A 16,835-nucleotide genomic window follows, 5' to 3' on the forward strand; every position below is an offset into this window, starting at 1 on the left:
CCCCTCTATATTGCTTTAAATGTTTCCCGGGTTCGGTTGCTGACCGCAATGTAGATTGCTGCATTGCCGGCGAGCGCCTTACGTATATAATCGCACCTTACCTTATCATAAGGAGTGTGCGCATATTGTTCTTGCATCGGCGAATAGCCTATACACGGTTTGCGGTCAAGCCCGGCTGTTTTTGAGGCATCTGTACCGAAATCCCAATAGCTATATTGAACTTCTTGCCCCACCGCTTCAAGCGCCTCTGCGCAAGCCATAACAAAAGGATGATCTTTAGCAATCTTCCAAGCTACCATAGCCTTAGGCAAAACATGTGTTAACCCAGTATAAGAAGTCTGCGGTATGGAATTCACTTTAACCTCAGCACTAAAGGTAGTATCCTGCCGTTTAATCTTATCAATAATCGTCTGGATCTCATCCATGGCTGTCTCTGCCGTTTCACCCGGCATCAGTCTGCGGTCTATCGCAATCTGGCAGCGATCTGGTATGATACTTAACTGCCCAGGCGTACAGGATATAATCGTGGGGGCAATTGTTGCCCTGCCCAAGTCGTCATCACAAGGCAGTTTATCAGCAAATTCCCTCAGAGCACTTAGAAAAAAAGCAGCCTTTTCAATAGCATTAATACCGCGCCAGGGTGTGCTTGCATGGGAAGTTCTGCCCTGAATCGTTACCAACAGCTCTACTCTGCCCCGCGAACCAAGTACCAGCCTAAGGGAACTGGCCTCAGAGCTTACCATCGCATCATAGGTAAGATTGTGTTCAGGAAACGTAGTGTCAATTAAATAGCTCATACCTGCACATTCGGCCGGCTCTTCCTGAACAACGCCCGTAAAGATAAATTTGCCTTTTATTGCAAAACCCCGCTGTTTAAGTTCCTTTAACATTGCGCCTGTATACACTGCGACTGCGGCTCCGCCCTTTACGTCAGAAGCCGCGCGTCCATGAATACAACGGGCTGTTTCCTGAGCCGAAGCATCCTGATTGTCTACCTGACATTCATCTAGTAAGCCCCCATAGGGGTCATATCCCTGCCAGTTATCTAAGGCACCTTCATCCACATGATCCATATGGGAATTGTACATAATGGCCGGGCCGTCATCACTGAAGGTAATACAGCCTACGACGTTTCCCATTTCATCACGGAAAACACTTTCATAGCCGAGTTTACGCATTTCATTCATATAACAGTCTGCCACGGCCCTTTCGTTACAGCTGATACTCTTTGTCTGAATCAGCCTGACAGCAAAATCAACTGCCTCAGGATGAACCTTTACCGAAAGTTCTTTAATCTCATCATGCAGTAAACTCATCACATCATCTCCGACTAGATAAATTCACGATCCACAGCAGCCAGTACTTCATCCATGATTGCCATGGCTTCCATCATCTGCTCTGCGGTAATAATTAATGGCGGTGCAACAAGAATCATATTTTCATGCGAATAAGTGATAAAGCCTTTTTGTACCAGCATCTTAATAATGCGGCCCATAATACCCTCTGGATCGGTTCCATACTGCACCAGTGGCTCTCTGGTCTCTTTGTCCTTAACTAATTCAATTGCCGAAAATAAACCGATATATCTTACATCGCCAACACAAGCATGTTTGGCTTTAAATCCATCAAGTATATCGCCTAAAAGCTTGCCGTTTTTTTGCACATTCCCCAGAATGTCAGCCTCCTGATAATAGTTCAGGGCTGCCACACCGGCGGCACAGGCCAAGGGATGACCACTGTAGGTAAGTCCGCAAAGCAGGGTATTATCATTGAAGTAAGCAGCAATTTCTTTGCTGACCGCAACCCCGCCTAACGGTACATAACCGCAAGTAATACCTTTTGCAAACGACACAATATCAGGCTTTACATTCCAATGTTCAAAGGCAAACATTTTACCGGTGCGGCAAAAACCGGCCATTACTTCATCACAGATCATCATAATGCCATAATCATCGCAAATTTTGCGGACTCCCTGGAGATAACCGTCTGGCGGAATAATAACGCCATTAGAGCCGGTAACCGTCTCAAGTACAATCGCCGCAACATTGTTGGAACCTTCATAAATAATTTGTTCACGCAGTTTAGCCACATAGTAGGCTGCCGCTTTTTCCGGGCTCTCAAATTGAATAGACTCCCGGTAAATATAGGGATCAAAGAATTTTACAAAGCCGGGAATACCCGGTTCCAACGGATATCGTCTTGGTTCGCCGGTAAGGTTTCCAGCACCAAAAGTGGAGCCATGATAGCTGCGATAACGGCTAAATACCTTATTGCGTCCGGTGAACATTCTGGCCATCTTTATGGCGTTCTCATTCGCATCGGCTCCGCCGTTCGTAAAAAATACTTTGCCCATATTATCAGGCATTAACGCGATCAGTTTTTCGGCCAAGATGGAGCGCGACTCCACAGCATAGCTTGGTGCTATGAAACAGAGTTTTTCCGCCTGCTCTTTGATCGCTGCTATAATCGCCTGGTTGCCGTGTCCTAAATTCATGTTTACCAACTGGGACGACATATCTATATAGCGCTTGCCATCATAGTCCCAAAAATATATTCCCTCGCTTTTGGCTACTGGTATTGGATTGAGGTTACCCTGCTTTGACCACGAATGCAAATTGTATTGCAAATCTTTTTCTTTTACTTCCTGTCCTGTCAGCATTTTAATCACTCCAATTTATTTTTACGCAATCGTCTGATGACATCCTGTTTAATAGATACTTTTGTAAATAGAAATCACTTCGGATTCTAAGGCTTTACGGGGATTGACCATGGCACTGGCGTTAACATAAGCGTCTTTCGCCATTTTGGGAATATCGTCAACAGATACCTCAAACTGCCTGAGTTTATTTTTCAAGGGTAATTCGCTAAATAGTTCGGCAACATACGAAACAAGACTTTTGGCAATATAATCCCGATCCTTGTTTTCAGTCCTAATGCCTACTGCCTCGGCAATCGGTTTATATCGATCAGTGCAAGCCAGTCGGTTAAAGTCAAGCACTGTTGCCAACAGCATGGCATTAGCCTCCCCGTGCGGAATACCGTAGTAAGCACCAAGGGGTCTGGACATCGCGTGTACCAAAGCGACCGAAGAGTTATTAAAAGCAACGCCGGCGTACATCTGCCCAAGCAGCATTTCTGTCCGAGCATGTATATCGGTAGGATTATAGGTTGCGGTAAGGATATTCTTGGTCAGCATGCTTATGGCTTTTAAACTCCATAGTTCGGAGAGCGGCGTCGCCTTATCTGATATAAAGGCTTCGATAGCATGTGTCAATGCATCCATCCCCGTCGCTGCTGTTACTTCTCTTGGCATGGAAATTGTCAATATCGGATCAAGCACTACCATTGTCGGCATCAAATATTCATGGCCGATAGCCATTTTCTTTTTCAGCACCGGATCGGTAATAATACTCCACTTTGTAACCTCGCTGCCCGTACCTGCCGTTGTTGGTATCGCCATAATTGGCGGGCATTTGTATTTGGGCGGTGTAAATTCATAATCTGTGATCTTGCCGGGATTCGTCGCCAGTAACCCAATAGCCTTAGCAGCATCAAGAACACTGCCACCTCCCACGGCCACTATGCAATCACAGTCGTTCGTCCTGTACACAGTAAGACCGGCGTTAACTGTTTCAATGTCTGGATCTGACGGTACATTTTCAAATAAGGCATAGTTTGCACCCAAACCAGCTGCCAGGCGATCAAACGTTCCACTTTGCTTAATTGAACCGGAACCAATTATAAGCAGCGGCTTGCGGCCAATCCCCACAATTTCTTTACCCAATGTTTCGATTGCATTGCTGCCGGCAATAATCTTGGGTACACTCAGTAAAGCAGCATTTTGCACAATAAAACCTCCTAGAATAACACAAAGAAGCTTTGTTCTCATTGAACAAAGCCCCTTTGCTTTTATCCTTATTTCGTAAGCATTATCTTGTTTTCTTGTACCAAGTATAGCATTGCAGAAACATGCAATACAATAGTTCAAAACACAAAGTAATTTGTGCTCCAGCACAAGCGGCAACTCATCTACAAAATATCTTTAATCATAAAGGCCAGCATAATCTTTAGCCGGTCCTCCTCACGAGCAATATCATAGCCCGTAATTTCTTTGATTTTATTCAGTTTATAGTTAATCGTATTGCGATGCACAAAAGAGAGTTTGGCCACAGCCTGTACACTGGCATCGTTTTCAAGATATACCTTAAGTGTACTCATATAATCTGTGTTTTTAGCAACATCATAGTCAGCCAGCTTCCCCAGCACATCATTGTAAACCTCACTCAATACGGTACTATCTTCTGTCGAAAGCAGAATTTTATATATTCCTAATTGTTGATAGTAAACCCTGGCCTGATCACTTTTTACTGCCATATGCAATGCAGAGGAAGCCTGTTTATAACTTCTGGCCAAGTTTGACAATCCTTCTACATTCTGCCCTATACCAATATGCAGTTTATACCCCGGCCTACAGGATTGGTAGTACTCAATCACGCAGTTCATACAAGCAGCTATATCCTTATCGGAAAACTTAGCCAATACGAGATTTAGCCGATTATCCTGCGAAAAGATATTATACTTATCACCGAACCGGTTGACAACATTTTCAATACGAAAACGTACAGCAGCTATATCCTCCTTTCTTCTGGACTCGTCATAGGAATTTATCGATAGCACAACTGCGCAAAAATAGGAAGATGCATTAAAACCGTGCCGTTCCAACTGCGCTTGATATTGTGAGACATCTTCCGGAAAAAAAATGGCGTTTTTAAAAGCACTGGATAAACCGATTTCTGTTTGCTCACTTTTAATAATGCGACGGCAAAAATCGCGTGTTACATCTACCAACCGGATGTGCCAAGGTATGGTGAATAGCGGAAAATTACTTTGATCACAAAAATCAATAACATCTTGCGGAACAGTGTTGATATACGGCCCTACATTGAGGATAAGTCCACTTGTCTGATTATGAAAAAGCCTGTGTGCAAATCCATTGAGCCACGCCTCTGTATTATGAGCAATGCCTGTGGTAATTATCAGTTCATTGCCACGTAAAAATTCCGCAACCTGATCATCCTCAATCATGTGAACCCAATTGATGATATTCCCTATTCCACCTTTACCAGCAATAAGCTTCATTTCATAGGGATGCGCCGCCTGTTTAAATAGTTTTTCCAGTCTAATCGCCATACAAAACCTCCTTAACAAAAAAAGTCTTAGCTTTATTACCAAGACTTAATCGTTAATTTCGCCGCTACTATTCTCTAAAATAATCTATTTATTAATTATATACTTGTAGCTTAAGCGACTCAAGCTGAAAAATGGGTTCTGGTGCAAACTTCTTATAAAGCAACAACTATCCGTTCCCGTGAGTCTCCAGATTTCAGGCAACACATACCTCATTTCACTCAAATATATGCTTTCTCTGTGAAAACCAAGAAAAACAATTCCCAATTAAAATAATTAACAAGCTTACTGTCATGCCCGTGAATAGCGGATTAACAGAAAATGATAATAGGGAATAGCCGGTAATAGCGAACAACGTACTTAAGACCATAGAGGAAATCGCCCATTTTTTCTTTAAAACGCCTGGCAAAAACACGGCTAATGTTAACGGCAAAAATACACCCGCGCCACGCAGAGCCATCGATAAATAGTTCCAGGTCAATACAAACGACTGCATGTTAGCCAGCGCCGTCAACATAGCGCAAAACGCCACCACGACAATGGTTGTTCGATTAATCCACAGCAAACGGCGATTATCACTAACACCGTATACCCCACAAAAGATATCACGGGCAACCATGGTGGATACTCCCAGAAGCAGTCCAGCAATTGAGCCCACGACTGAGATCAAAAGCCCTGCAAGGCCAATACCACCAAGCCAAGCCGGCATATGATGCATCATATACAATGGCAGTGCGTCAATCGGTAAAATATCAGGATAGTTTACCCGCATAAACATGCCAATCGCAACAGCCGGCAATCCTACTGGAATGGTTATCACCGCAGCCGTACACGTACCAATCAAAGCCGTCTGTGAATCGCGCGCCGCAAATATTGCCTGGATATAGGTCTGAGTACAAACAATACCAACAATCAGAGAAAATACGTTGCCAAGACTGCCCCACATATCGCCAACCAGACTGAACCACATGGGCGAGGGGAATGCCGTTTCTAAACTAGGCAATTGTTGCAAAGATTGAAATGCATACCACCCTGCTGTAAATAGTGTTACGTAAATGATCGCTATCTTGATCAAACCAGATAAACCAGTTCCCTGCATACCACCCCAGAAAACGTAAACCGCAACCAGAAAAACCGTAATAACCGCCGCCTGCCATGACGTAAAGCCAAAAAGCGTTGTCAGTAAATGAATGGCCGACAAACCACTTGCCACCAAACTGAAGAAGATCCCGACTGACGAAATAACGCTAGTCAAAGGTCCCATTGGTCTGCCATAGTTCAGGACAAGATACTGAGAAATGGTTTCCAATCCTGTTTTACGCAGCGGGCTCGCGTAGAAAATGCCCATTATCAAAAAACTAATACCAGCTCCAAGCGTATACCACCATGCGGATAAACCTACCGAATATGCAAATTGCGTTGTGCCGATGGTAGCAGCCCCGCCAATAATCGTGCCCGCAATTGTTCCCAAAACGATTGCCGGCCCTGCTGAACGTCCTCCGAGACTGAATGACTCGGCCGATTTTACCTTTCTCGCCGAATAGATGCCAACTGCAAAAACTATTATAATCGTGGCAAAAAAGCCAAACAAATGTACAGTACTAAAATTCATATAAACCCCTCCGCAAATTACCGTTGACTACTGATACCGATCACGCATATGATTGTATCAAGTATTTTACTATACGTAAAATACCAAATATAATCACTTACTATGTCATTTAGGTATTGCTGGAGGGTTATCATGAATACTCAGGACTTGCAGTATTTCCTCACTATTGTTGAAGAGGGAAGCATAACTGCGGCCGCCAAACGTCTGCATATTGCACAACCACCGCTCAGCCGACAAATGAAACAATTAGAAACACAGCTCGGCGTTCAATTATTCGAACGCGGCAGACGTAAAATAAAAATAACTGAAGCTGGTAATCTCCTGCGCAATCGCGCTGAACAAATTTTAGAACTGACGAATAGCACAATTCGAGAATTAAAAGAATTCGAAACAGGGCTGCGTGGCACCCTATCAATCGGTGCAGTTACCTCCTCTTGGGTCACGCTTTTGCCTGATCTTATCAGAATATTTCGCGACCGCTATCCCCATGTACAGTTTTATTTGCGCGAAGGAGAAAGCCGACGCATCACAGAACTGCTCGACAAGGGCATTGTCGACATCGGCATGGTACGGGTTCCCTTTGATACCGAAATCTATGAGTCTATTGAACTACCGCGTGAACCACTTGTCATTGCCTTCAAAGCCGGTCAGAGGAACAACATTGGCAGTAATTCGACAGAGATCAACCTAACAGAGTTGGCAGATAAACCATTAATGATTCATCGCAAATATAAGGGAATGCTGCTAGAGCACTGCCATAATATAGGTTTCACGCCTACAATACTCTGCGAAAGCGACGATGTTTTGCCCCTATTAGCATGGGCAGTTGCCGATGTCGGCATTGCATTAGTCCCCCGCTCGGCAGTCAGCCTTGTTCCCAGCGCCAGCCTTGTCACCAAAACCATTGTTAATCCTACGCTCGAAACAGCCGCCGCCCTTATCTGGCTTCGCAACCGCTATCTCTCAACAACGGCACGTCACTTTTTATCCTTATTCGCTTCTATGAAGGTGTAAGATATGACATTGGGCAATTTGCCAAATAAATGAGTAAAACGACGGGAGAATTACTCCTGTCGTTTTATATGTAAGTGTTTTGTTCGTCATTAAGGTAATTTATCTCACTCTAATTCACGGCTAACTGCAAAACTACTAGATGTGTCCTTCATAAATCATATAGGCCATTTCACCAGAGTAGCTAATGAATTTAAAGTCCATCTGTTGCCAAAAACATATAGAATCTTCAATAGATAGCAGCAGTATATCATAAGAGCATCTACTCTTCATTTGCTCTACAAAAACTCGGCCATAGTTGTATCCTTGGTGTGGAACAGCAATTTCAAACACGTCGATCCATACTACTTTACCTTCTATATCACATTCAATCTCTTCAGCAACCTCAAACGGAAATCCTACAGATGTAATGCAATAACCTATAAATTCGCCCTTTTTATTTGAAGAAATATACATAGTCTTCTTGCGTCTCTTTGCATGATTTAGCTCTTCTAGACTAAAAACAAAGGAATTATCAATTGTGTCTAAAACAGCTTGGGGAATTTCTTTCTCCGGTGACAACAGAATCTCTGACACTTGTAACTCTGGTTCCCCCACCGCAAGTTCCCCCTACTATAAGGTAATATTTTATTATCTACAACCACTGATATACTCATACAGTCAGTATTCACTTTTGTTTCATAACATCACCTAGTAAGGTGGGAGTAATCACCAGGATGTAATTTTTATTCCTTTACCGATGAACGCCTACACGGGGCCGCAATTATGCTCCTGAAATCACCTCGACTGAAATTATAATCCGTATATTCGCTTGAGGTCAGCAGCGACGTCGGGAATGCGGGTGGACAGCTGGGGGATGGCGTAGCCGACGTAGATGGGCGAGGTAACGAACCGGGGCATGACCTTGGCAGTTATCTGGCCGCCTGTATGGTAGAAGAAAATATTGTAGCTGTTGCAGTGGCGGTTGAAGTGGTTGAGTAAGTAGTGGGCGCAAATCTGCAGGTAGTCAGCCAGGCGGTCGATTTGCTTGAGGTCGGCGAGCTTGATGTTGAGTTCAACGAACCCGACCAGCGGCTTGTCGGCGATGGCAAGTTCGACGCCGCCGTCGCGGCTGATGACGATTCCTTCGAGGCTGGCCGGGGGGATGTTGGCGGTGTAGTCGAGGTGGCGGAGACCAATGATCTGCATGTGGGGGTGGCGAATGCTGCCGCCCGAGCTGGGGCCGTGGTTTTTGAAGAACAGGACCGAGGCGAATTCGCCGCCGGCGATCATGTCCAGCCAATTCTCGATGCCGAAACGGATGACCCGGTGAAGGTGGTCCTTGGGATATAGCGACAGTTCAGATGCGCAGTCATCGGTTTCGATGAGGACAGTCGGGAAGGTGTCCCTGAGCACCGGGTATTTATTGGCGACAAGAAGTATCGGCCCATCTTCGGCTATGATGCCCTCAAGTTCGTCACGGCAGCAGAAGGGGCATTTATGGCCGTTATCGACAACTGTCACTGGTTTGGTGCCGCCAATCTTAGTGTCAAAAACGAGGTGGGTCTGCCTTGATGTCATGGCTAAGTCTCCTTGTTGGCTAGAGTGTCTTATTTTTTTATTATACCATACCGGGTAAAATCCCCAAGCCGGTCATGCTCGATCTATCGGCGAAAAAAAAAACGGCCCAACCCTGCAGCGCAATTGATATGCAAGGGGATTGAGGCCGTTTTCCTATACGTAGACTATCAACTCGGTATAATATCATCGGGAAATTGGTTATTGAAGAAAATTGTTAATTATCGTAAGCTAAATTGCCAGCTAACTCCAAACTTGTCTGTTATAAATCCATAGCACTTGCTCCAGAATGTTTCTTGCAATTCCATCTTAACAGTGCCGCCTTCTTTAAGTTTGCCGAATGATTGCTTCATTTTTTCCATGTTATCGCTGACAATTGTAAGGCTTATATTATTGCCAACAGTAAATGGCATATCAGGGAGCACATCGGAAAACATAACATTACTCTCATAAATTGTAAGTCGTGTATGCATTATCCAACCTTTCAGATCATCTGGAAGAGCAAACTGAAGGTCAGGTCCCTGTGGCGCTTCACCATAGGTCATGAATTGCGGCTTTTCTGTTCCAAAAACCTGTGAATAAAACTCCACGGCCTCGCGGCAATTTCCTTTAAAGCTTAGATAAGCCTCAACAGGCATCACTTTCACTCCTTGCTATAGTCAACAAAGTGGTTTTATGTAGTATAAACGAAATGGGGCATAAGCATTCTGCCTACGCCCCCGTCAATAAATAGAAGGATTACCGATGTGTGATTGTAAGTTTATTTTTGCTTAATACTTGTCCCTGCTGGTCAACAAAAGTTACATTAACGCCGCCCCAGATATCTACAACATTTCGGTCAATTAGAACGAAGTCAGATGGGTATGTTAACATCATGGTTACCATATCGCCTGGGCGAGGGCTTTTGGTCCGCACTAGAACGGTCATATTATTGCCGCTCATTGTTACTTTTTCAATGCCAATTCCATAGCCTCCCGGCGAACTGCCAAGATACGCAACCAAAGCAACTTTCTTACTAAAGTCCACATCTTTGAGTTTTAGCAGCGCAGCCTCAGGAATACGATTATCATTTTTAAGCTGCCCCTCATAATCAACGACAGTTGCAAAGGCCATATCCTTAGGATAGCTTCCCTTTTGCCATTTCCAGCCGTAGAATTTATCGAAAACTTGGAACAAGACTGTTTCAGTTGGGGTTGGCGCTGGAGTGGTTACCGGAGGTTTTTGACCAATCACCTTGTAAGTTGTCCAGATTGCATCACCACCACCAAACGGGCGAACGAGAATCATTGTGTACAGCTTACCATCATGGTTAACTTCAATGTCGATTTGACCGTGGCGGGCAATTGTGCTGCTATTAAGTTTTCTAATGATAGTATAGGTATCGTTATCATTAAAGCCGTAGCTCTTGCCTTCCATCTTGGCAACTTTAAGCGGGTCAAGCCTCCACAATTCGCGGCCTGCGTCAACGTTTTGCTGCCATCTTACCACTTTATCGTAGTCAAGTCCTTCAACCCCTGGACCTACGTCAACTTTGTTATCTTTGCTGTTTTCAACCGATGTTTTTACTTTTACTTCCTTGATAGAGCTTATCTGCCATATCTTAGTAGCCCCGGAACCGGTTGGCTGAGTAAGCCGAACAAGGTAATATTTATCACCATGCTTTACGAGGACACTCGCTTCACCTGTACCTGATTTCTCACTTTTATATACCTCAGACACAAGAGTAAAACTATCGTGGTCGGCATCAAAACCATACGTAGCAGCATTGTTTTGTATGACCTTTACTGGGTCCAGCAACCATACCTTGTCTCCCTTACCAACGGCTTCTTGAAGGGCTTCAGTCACAGCCTTATCAATAGCTACCGCAATTACGGCAGCCTGTTCTGACTGAATAACAACCCGTTCCGTTTTACCGTCCTTGGTAGAAACAATAACTTCGGCTGGTATTTTGTCATCCTTTTGATCATTCGGTTGTGATTCATACAGTTCAGTAACCGCTTTATCTTCTTCCCGATATTCTTGACTGTCTGTCTTATTAAACCATTTTGCATAAACTTTGGTTTGCTCCGACATAGCAACCGGCAGAATCACTCCGGCTATGATTGTTGCTCCGGCTATGACTGAAATGATTGCTTTATATTTTTTGTTCATGTAAGCTCTCCTCTCTTCATTCTATTAAACGAGACAACATGGAATAGGTAACGAATGAACCCTTACCAATATATGGCTGAGCTCAACCTGATAAGGAGTAAAACGTCTGCATTCGCTACATATTACTGTGGGTACGCGAAACGAAACAAAGGAGTGTAATACGATGGAAAATCAAAAAGTTTATACCTTCTTAATGTTCTCAGGAAAAGCTGAAGAGGCGATGAAACTTTACACCTCTTGCTTTGACCAGTCAGAGATCATACATATTACGCGCTATGGGGCAAACGAGGCTGGCAAAGAAGGAACCGTCTTCCTGGCTACGTTTTCGCTACATGGACATGTCTTTATGTGTATAGACAGCTATATCGAGCATGCGTTCACGTTTACTCCGGCTATTTCGCTATATGTTAAATGTAATACGGAAGACGAGATTGACCGGGTTTTTAAAACCTTATCTCAAGATGGCAAAGTGTTAATGCCATTGGCTGCTTATCCTTTTAGTGAAAAATTTGCTTGGATTGAAGATAAGTATGGTGTTTCGTGGCAATTAACCCTTGAAAAGTCGTAGATACGTGCAAATAAAAACCCTCCTCCTACACTTAGTTCAATGCGCGTGTTGCTTAGCTATAGAACAAAAAGTCTTACTAAGAATGAGGTGCAAGAAATTCTTGCACCTCAAGAACAATAGTTACTATTTTCTATGATTTTTCAAACGCTTACTGGCATTTAGCGAATTTTCTCCGAGGCTTTGTTCCTATATTCCTGTAATTCTACGGTTAGTTTGAAGTCATTCTTTTTCAGCACAGCAAGATACTCATTCATAACCTTTGAAAAACTCCCCTTGTTAGCGTCGAAGGCGGTTTCCAAATACGTTTTCTTGGCCTCAGTAACCATCTGCTTCGTATCATAACTAAAAAGCGGCGTATTATTGGCACCGTACAGGGCAAAGACCAAATAACGCTTGAGAAGTTGTTTCATATCTTCTACTTTGGCTGAATTACCATAGTCCTTGATAAACTTTTCTTGCTCCTGCGCCCGCTTGATTACTTCACTCCAGCTAATCATAAGTGCTGCGTCTTTAATCGGGGTTTTGTCTGATTCAACTGCCATGATATCAATAAACTCGGCAATGTCTTGAGTAACGGCATTGCGGTATTTCTTATAAGCGGAGTAGTCGATTATGGGAAAATACATTCCTTCGGCTGTTTCTATCTTGAAGCCGTTGTTCTGGGACTCAACTAATAAATCTTTGGCCTCTTGATTTTCAATACTACTAATAGCCTGACTTGTCAGACCACTTTTATAGATTTTGGTTATTGCTTTTTGGACTGCTTCGCTATCGCCAAACCTATCTTGCAATTTAGGTAGCTTTTCTTTTTGAACCTTTTCCAGTCCAATAATCATTAATGAAGCGCCCGTCTGCGATACAGAAGTAATGTTTTCATCAACATATTCCATTATTTCGTGGAAAGTAACATCCTGCTTTTGTAAGAGTGCGTTATAGTTATCCATAACGGCTTTCTCTTTATCTGCCGTATCCTGTACAACTTGTTGTTTAGCAGGTTCCGGTGAAGGAGTTACCCCTTTGTTAGCACAGCCACTTACAGCTAAGAGCATTGCGACGATCAGGCAAATACTGATTATACTTCTTATAAAACTCAAATTTAATTCCTCCATGATGAAAGTGTGTTTACATAGAGTTAAACGTTTAGCTAGCCCCAAGGTAACAACAATGGGTTTAACAATTTAAGGAGACATAGGGGTCAGGCTTGAGTTAAAGACTCAGGGGGACGGTTCTTTCGATGCGTTAGCTATTCGTCCCTTTGAGTCTCCTTCAATATGTTTGTTACTGGTGAAGCGTTCAATCCAAGTGATCTCTATAAAATTGACATGCCACAAGAAATGCTGGTAAAGCAGAAAGAAAAAGCTTATTTGTAGATAATACCCTTAAAGCTCCTCCCGTCAATTTTAGCCCGGAAGGCATCCTGCCGTCTAACCAGCTTGACATATTTTGTTTGCTGCAGAACAGGTTGTTTGAGCAGCCAATCCCAATCAAACATCCCCTCAGCTTCATTATCATATTGAATATGGAAGTAGCCCATATGGGTAGCCGTCAAATTATGAAAGAAATGACTGCCAAGCGAAGGTTCAGGACGGAGGTCTTTAAGATCGACTTCCACAATAATCAGAGCCTGAGACATTTGCTCCCATGTCAAAGGAATTCCTAACCATCGGTCTGATGTTCCCATTCTTCCAAATCCAACGAGAATGCACCGGCGCCCTTCCTTGAACAGCACCTGGTTTAGCTCACCAATCTCATTAGCAATTTGAACGCTGTCCTGCAAATTAAAGGTCTCTGGATCCACAAAAATAATATCGTGGATATTTTGATAGATTCCGTTGCCAATGGTGCGTTGGCTGAAACACCAAGATTCCTCCGATTCATCCATACTAACCTCAAAAGCTTCTCTGCCAACCACCATCGGCCTGATCTGCAGAAAATTAAACTCCTTAGGTTTGTTTTTATCCTTAGGAATATTGACAGCAAATTCGATTTCAACATCGGTGCCAAATGACTGTTTTCCCAACCTCAGCAAGTCTTTAATAATTTGCGTCAGCGGCAGCCTATTGTACTTTAGAATGGGTGCAAACGTCACCAGTTTTGGCCCTGGTTGATATACGTTGTCATAGATGCAGTCATTTTCAGCAGAATAGGTACTACCAGTATACTCCAGTGACTGATCTTTATGCGCCTGAGAAATCAGCAGCTTCTTGTAAATATAGTCTTCGTCGGCACGCAACGTAATGTCGGCAGAATCCTCGAAATTTATCGCATAAAACGCATTTTGCGATTTTTCCAGGTACTCCTTAGGGCTTGAAACGAGGGGATTGCGTTTGGGATAAGCCGGGGAAAACCGATATACCCGCTCACCTTCAACGATGGCTTTTCCTAATCCCAGGGCCAGACTTACTGTTCCATCTTCCGGCTTCAACGGATCATAAGGATAAAAGTTATAGGACTGAGCCACGCCGGAAATGGCTGGATAATAGTAATCACCATAGCGTTCTCCGACCAGTTCCTGGATCAGGACAGCCATTTTTTCTTCTTCAATTCGGATATCTGCATTCTTGGCATATTGCACAGGAGCTGCATAAAACACCGAGGCATAAACCAGCTTAACCGCATCCTCAAGCTGCTTAACCCGAATTTTAAGGTCTGCGTGATAGTTTGGAACCACATATGTATTGTAAATACCAGCAAAAGGCAGTATTCTCGAATCCTCCAGAGTGCTTGACGAACGAACTGCGAGCGGACATTTTATATATTCGGTCAAGACACGCAGGTTTTCTTTAGTGGCAGCCGGCAAAGGGCTTTCCGTAAATTTTTGCGCAATCTCCTCTTCTGTTGGGTTAGAGTCAAGAAAGGAAAAAATCTTATTTTCTTCAATAAATTTTTCAAAAACATCACTTCCAATAACAAACGAGCGAGGCACCTTGACTTTCATATCTTCGTACTTATCTGTCAGCTGGGCTTTGGCAATCATGACGTTCATGTAGGCGACCCCTCTGGCCTTCCCCCCCAAAGAACCTGTCCCCAGTTTAATAAAGGCATTCTCCATATCTTTTTTGGAAAGGCCCTCAAAATCAAGAACCAACCCAGTTTGGTATTTCTGGAAATAATCATTCAAGACTTTTAGGATATAGGCTCGAATATCAGTAACACTAGCCACGTGCTCTGTGTCCACAAATCTCAGTCTATCCGCCACCTCAACTTCGGCTCGGGCACGAAACCAACGTGAAAAGTGATTTTTCGTCGCATGGTAGTACAAGCTCTCATCCGGCAAATCACGGATTATCCTTTCCAGGCTTGTGATGTCAGTTGCTTCATCAATGACTCTGCCATCAGGATACTTAAACACAAAAGAACCGAAACCGTAATTTTCCAGAATGTAAGTGCGTAAATTATGCAGTAGGTTGGGAGAGTTTTTGTTGATAAAATCCAAATGTAATGCTTTGGCCTTTTCGGCATTTTCCAATTCCTCGGACTGTAATAAAAATGGCAAGTCAGGGATTATCTCCTGCACTATTTTACTCAGTTCAATACCAGCCTGGGGATGTAGTGCTCCATCCTTGGGAAACCTCACATCAGAAATTATCCCCAGCAAATTGTAGCGGTACTTGCCGATAATCGCCATTGCTTCTTCATAGGTTTCCGCGAGAAGAATCTTCGGCCTAAGGCGAACCCTAAGCAAACCATGGTTGATATTCATGGCATGCAACACCAGGCACCGGGTCTGTGTCAAAATTTCCGTATAGATAGTAGGCAATATTTGCGAGTAATATGCTGGAGAATCATCTACCAAAAGGATGGCCTGAACTCCCAACTTACTGTCTGCTTCTACATTTTGCTTGTCCTCAATGTATTTAATGATGGCTACTAAAACCTTATTATCTCCCGACCAGTGGAACACCCTGTCTATACAAGAAATTTCTCGGATCCGGGCAATCATTTCCGGAATCAGTCGGTCATAAGAAAGCATAACAATTGGGATGTTTGGGTATGCTTTATGTATTTTTGTTTCAAACTCAAATGAACTCAGGTCGCTTATGCGGGACATGGTAATGATCAGATGGATGGTTCTCATTTTCAATTCTTCGCAAGCATCTTCTTCGTCGGCTACCCAATGAATCCTGGGTATAAAAGGAATACTCAAGTCGTTGAAATGATGATAAATCTGCTCGGCTAACCGTCCATCTTCTTCAAGGACATACGCGTCGTATGCAGTAGATATCAACAGTATTTCTGTAACCCTGAATTTCATCAGGTCATGAATACCTGAAAAACGTGCTTTCATATCACCGAATTTCTTCATAGCACTTCTCCTATTCCTTGAAATAATCTCAGCAAACCTTACTATCAGTATATACTAAATTGGATTTGGAATCGATTGGGAATATATACGCTATGATGGATGTCTAGAACTTCCACGCTATCCCTGCCTTCAATAAAATAGAATATGCGTATTTATTTTTTCAATTTTACCAATATCGCTATTAATGATATTATAAATATCGAAAGATGTCTTGAGCAGTACTATTCCATAAAAGTTGATAATTACCCAAAGAAAAGAGTTTGTTTTAAAATTTCTAAATATTATCAAAGTTTTTAATAGTGGAATTTATTGGACGATGAGTGGTATAGTTTACCTGTGATGGGTGATTATATAAGTATGGTTACGGGAAGGTACTTATTTTTCTTGTAGGAATAATACAATATATTAAATACTATGTACTGTGTTATATCTATAAAAAATAT

13 protein-coding genes are annotated in these 16,835 nt (G+C 43.1%); 2 read left to right on the plus strand and 11 right to left on the minus strand.

The window, feature by feature from the left end; genetic code table 11:
- Positions 1–5: 5 nt before the first annotated feature.
- From ACZ449_RS21770 to ACZ449_RS21790, 5 genes are all read right to left on the minus strand, one after another.
- Positions 6–1,316 carry a M20/M25/M40 family metallo-hydrolase gene (locus tag ACZ449_RS21770; protein ID WP_464258150.1) on the minus strand — a complete coding sequence of 437 codons (1,311 nt, stop codon included), beginning with the start codon at positions 1,314–1,316 and terminating at the stop codon, positions 6–8.
- Between the two features lie 14 nt (positions 1,317–1,330).
- On the minus strand, positions 1,331–2,659 hold the full coding sequence (locus tag ACZ449_RS21775) for an aminotransferase class III-fold pyridoxal phosphate-dependent enzyme (RefSeq protein WP_464258151.1): 1,329 nt from the start codon (positions 2,657–2,659) through the stop codon (positions 1,331–1,333).
- Between the two features lie 48 nt (positions 2,660–2,707).
- Positions 2,708–3,847 carry an iron-containing alcohol dehydrogenase family protein gene (locus ACZ449_RS21780; protein ID WP_464258152.1) on the minus strand — a complete coding sequence of 380 codons (1,140 nt, stop codon included), beginning with the start codon at positions 3,845–3,847 and terminating at the stop codon, positions 2,708–2,710.
- A 182-nt stretch (positions 3,848–4,029) separates the two neighbouring features.
- Positions 4,030–5,190: a PucR family transcriptional regulator gene (locus ACZ449_RS21785; protein WP_464258153.1), complete on the minus strand. Its 1,161-nt coding sequence runs from the start codon at positions 5,188–5,190 to the stop codon at positions 4,030–4,032.
- Between the two features lie 214 nt (positions 5,191–5,404).
- Positions 5,405–6,799, minus strand: coding sequence for a sodium:solute symporter family protein (locus tag ACZ449_RS21790; RefSeq protein WP_464258154.1), 1,395 nt, complete (start codon positions 6,797–6,799; stop codon positions 5,405–5,407).
- A 132-nt stretch (positions 6,800–6,931) separates the two neighbouring features.
- Between ACZ449_RS21790 and ACZ449_RS21795 the strand changes: the two genes are divergently transcribed.
- Positions 6,932–7,813 (plus strand): LysR family transcriptional regulator, encoded by an 882-nt coding sequence (locus tag ACZ449_RS21795; RefSeq protein ID WP_464258155.1) that lies wholly within the window; start codon positions 6,932–6,934, stop codon positions 7,811–7,813.
- Between the two features lie 135 nt (positions 7,814–7,948).
- Here ACZ449_RS21795 and ACZ449_RS21800 read toward each other — a convergent pair whose 3' ends face one another.
- The 4 genes from ACZ449_RS21800 to ACZ449_RS21815 form a co-directional block, all read right to left on the minus strand.
- The gene (locus tag ACZ449_RS21800) at positions 7,949–8,407 is read right to left on the minus strand and encodes a hypothetical protein (protein WP_464258156.1); all 459 of its coding nucleotides are present in this window, start codon (positions 8,405–8,407) and stop codon (positions 7,949–7,951) included.
- Positions 8,408–8,602: 195 nt separating this feature from the next.
- Positions 8,603–9,370: a DUF4931 domain-containing protein gene (locus ACZ449_RS21805; RefSeq protein ID WP_464258157.1), complete on the minus strand. Its 768-nt coding sequence runs from the start codon at positions 9,368–9,370 to the stop codon at positions 8,603–8,605.
- A 218-nt stretch (positions 9,371–9,588) separates the two neighbouring features.
- Positions 9,589–10,005 carry a VOC family protein gene (locus tag ACZ449_RS21810; protein ID WP_464258158.1) on the minus strand — a complete coding sequence of 139 codons (417 nt, stop codon included), beginning with the start codon at positions 10,003–10,005 and terminating at the stop codon, positions 9,589–9,591.
- A 100-nt stretch (positions 10,006–10,105) separates the two neighbouring features.
- Positions 10,106–11,518: a protease complex subunit PrcB family protein gene (locus ACZ449_RS21815; protein ID WP_464258159.1), complete on the minus strand. Its 1,413-nt coding sequence runs from the start codon at positions 11,516–11,518 to the stop codon at positions 10,106–10,108.
- 163 nt (positions 11,519–11,681) lie between these two features.
- On the opposite strand from ACZ449_RS21815, the gene ACZ449_RS21820 reads away from it, so the two are divergent.
- Positions 11,682–12,086, plus strand: a complete 405-nt coding sequence (locus tag ACZ449_RS21820) for a VOC family protein (RefSeq protein ID WP_464258160.1) — start codon at positions 11,682–11,684, stop codon at positions 12,084–12,086.
- A gap of 158 nt (positions 12,087–12,244) precedes the next feature.
- On the opposite strand, the gene ACZ449_RS21825 is transcribed toward ACZ449_RS21820, so the two are convergent.
- Together ACZ449_RS21825 and ACZ449_RS21830 are read right to left on the minus strand one after the other, a co-directional pair.
- The gene (locus tag ACZ449_RS21825; protein WP_464258161.1) at positions 12,245–13,180 is read right to left on the minus strand and encodes a hypothetical protein; all 936 of its coding nucleotides are present in this window, start codon (positions 13,178–13,180) and stop codon (positions 12,245–12,247) included.
- 266 nt (positions 13,181–13,446) lie between these two features.
- Entirely contained in the window at positions 13,447–16,392 is a 2,946-nt protein-coding gene (locus ACZ449_RS21830; RefSeq protein ID WP_464258162.1) for a PEP/pyruvate-binding domain-containing protein, read from the minus strand.
- Positions 16,393–16,835 lie beyond the last annotated feature (443 nt).

The sequence above is a fragment of the Desulfosporomusa polytropa genome, assembly GCF_055380075.1.

Coding starts and splice junctions, on each gene's coding strand:
- ACZ449_RS21770 (WP_464258150.1), bottom strand. CDS start 1,316: ATGAGTTTACTGCATGATGAGATTAAAGAACTTTCGGTAAAGGTTCAT.
- ACZ449_RS21775 (WP_464258151.1), bottom strand. CDS start 2,659: ATGCTGACAGGACAGGAAGTAAAAGAAAAAGATTTGCAATACAATTTG.
- ACZ449_RS21785 (WP_464258153.1), bottom strand. CDS start 5,190: ATGGCGATTAGACTGGAAAAACTATTTAAACAGGCGGCGCATCCCTAT.
- ACZ449_RS21790 (WP_464258154.1), bottom strand. CDS start 6,799: ATGAATTTTAGTACTGTACATTTGTTTGGCTTTTTTGCCACGATTATA.
- ACZ449_RS21795 (WP_464258155.1), top strand. CDS start 6,932: ATGAATACTCAGGACTTGCAGTATTTCCTCACTATTGTTGAAGAGGGA.
- ACZ449_RS21805 (WP_464258157.1), bottom strand. CDS start 9,370: ATGACATCAAGGCAGACCCACCTCGTTTTTGACACTAAGATTGGCGGC.
- ACZ449_RS21810 (WP_464258158.1), bottom strand. CDS start 10,005: ATGCCTGTTGAGGCTTATCTAAGCTTTAAAGGAAATTGCCGCGAGGCC.
- ACZ449_RS21815 (WP_464258159.1), bottom strand. CDS start 11,518: ATGAACAAAAAATATAAAGCAATCATTTCAGTCATAGCCGGAGCAACA.
- ACZ449_RS21820 (WP_464258160.1), top strand. CDS start 11,682: ATGGAAAATCAAAAAGTTTATACCTTCTTAATGTTCTCAGGAAAAGCT.
- ACZ449_RS21830 (WP_464258162.1), bottom strand. CDS start 16,392: ATGAAGAAATTCGGTGATATGAAAGCACGTTTTTCAGGTATTCATGAC.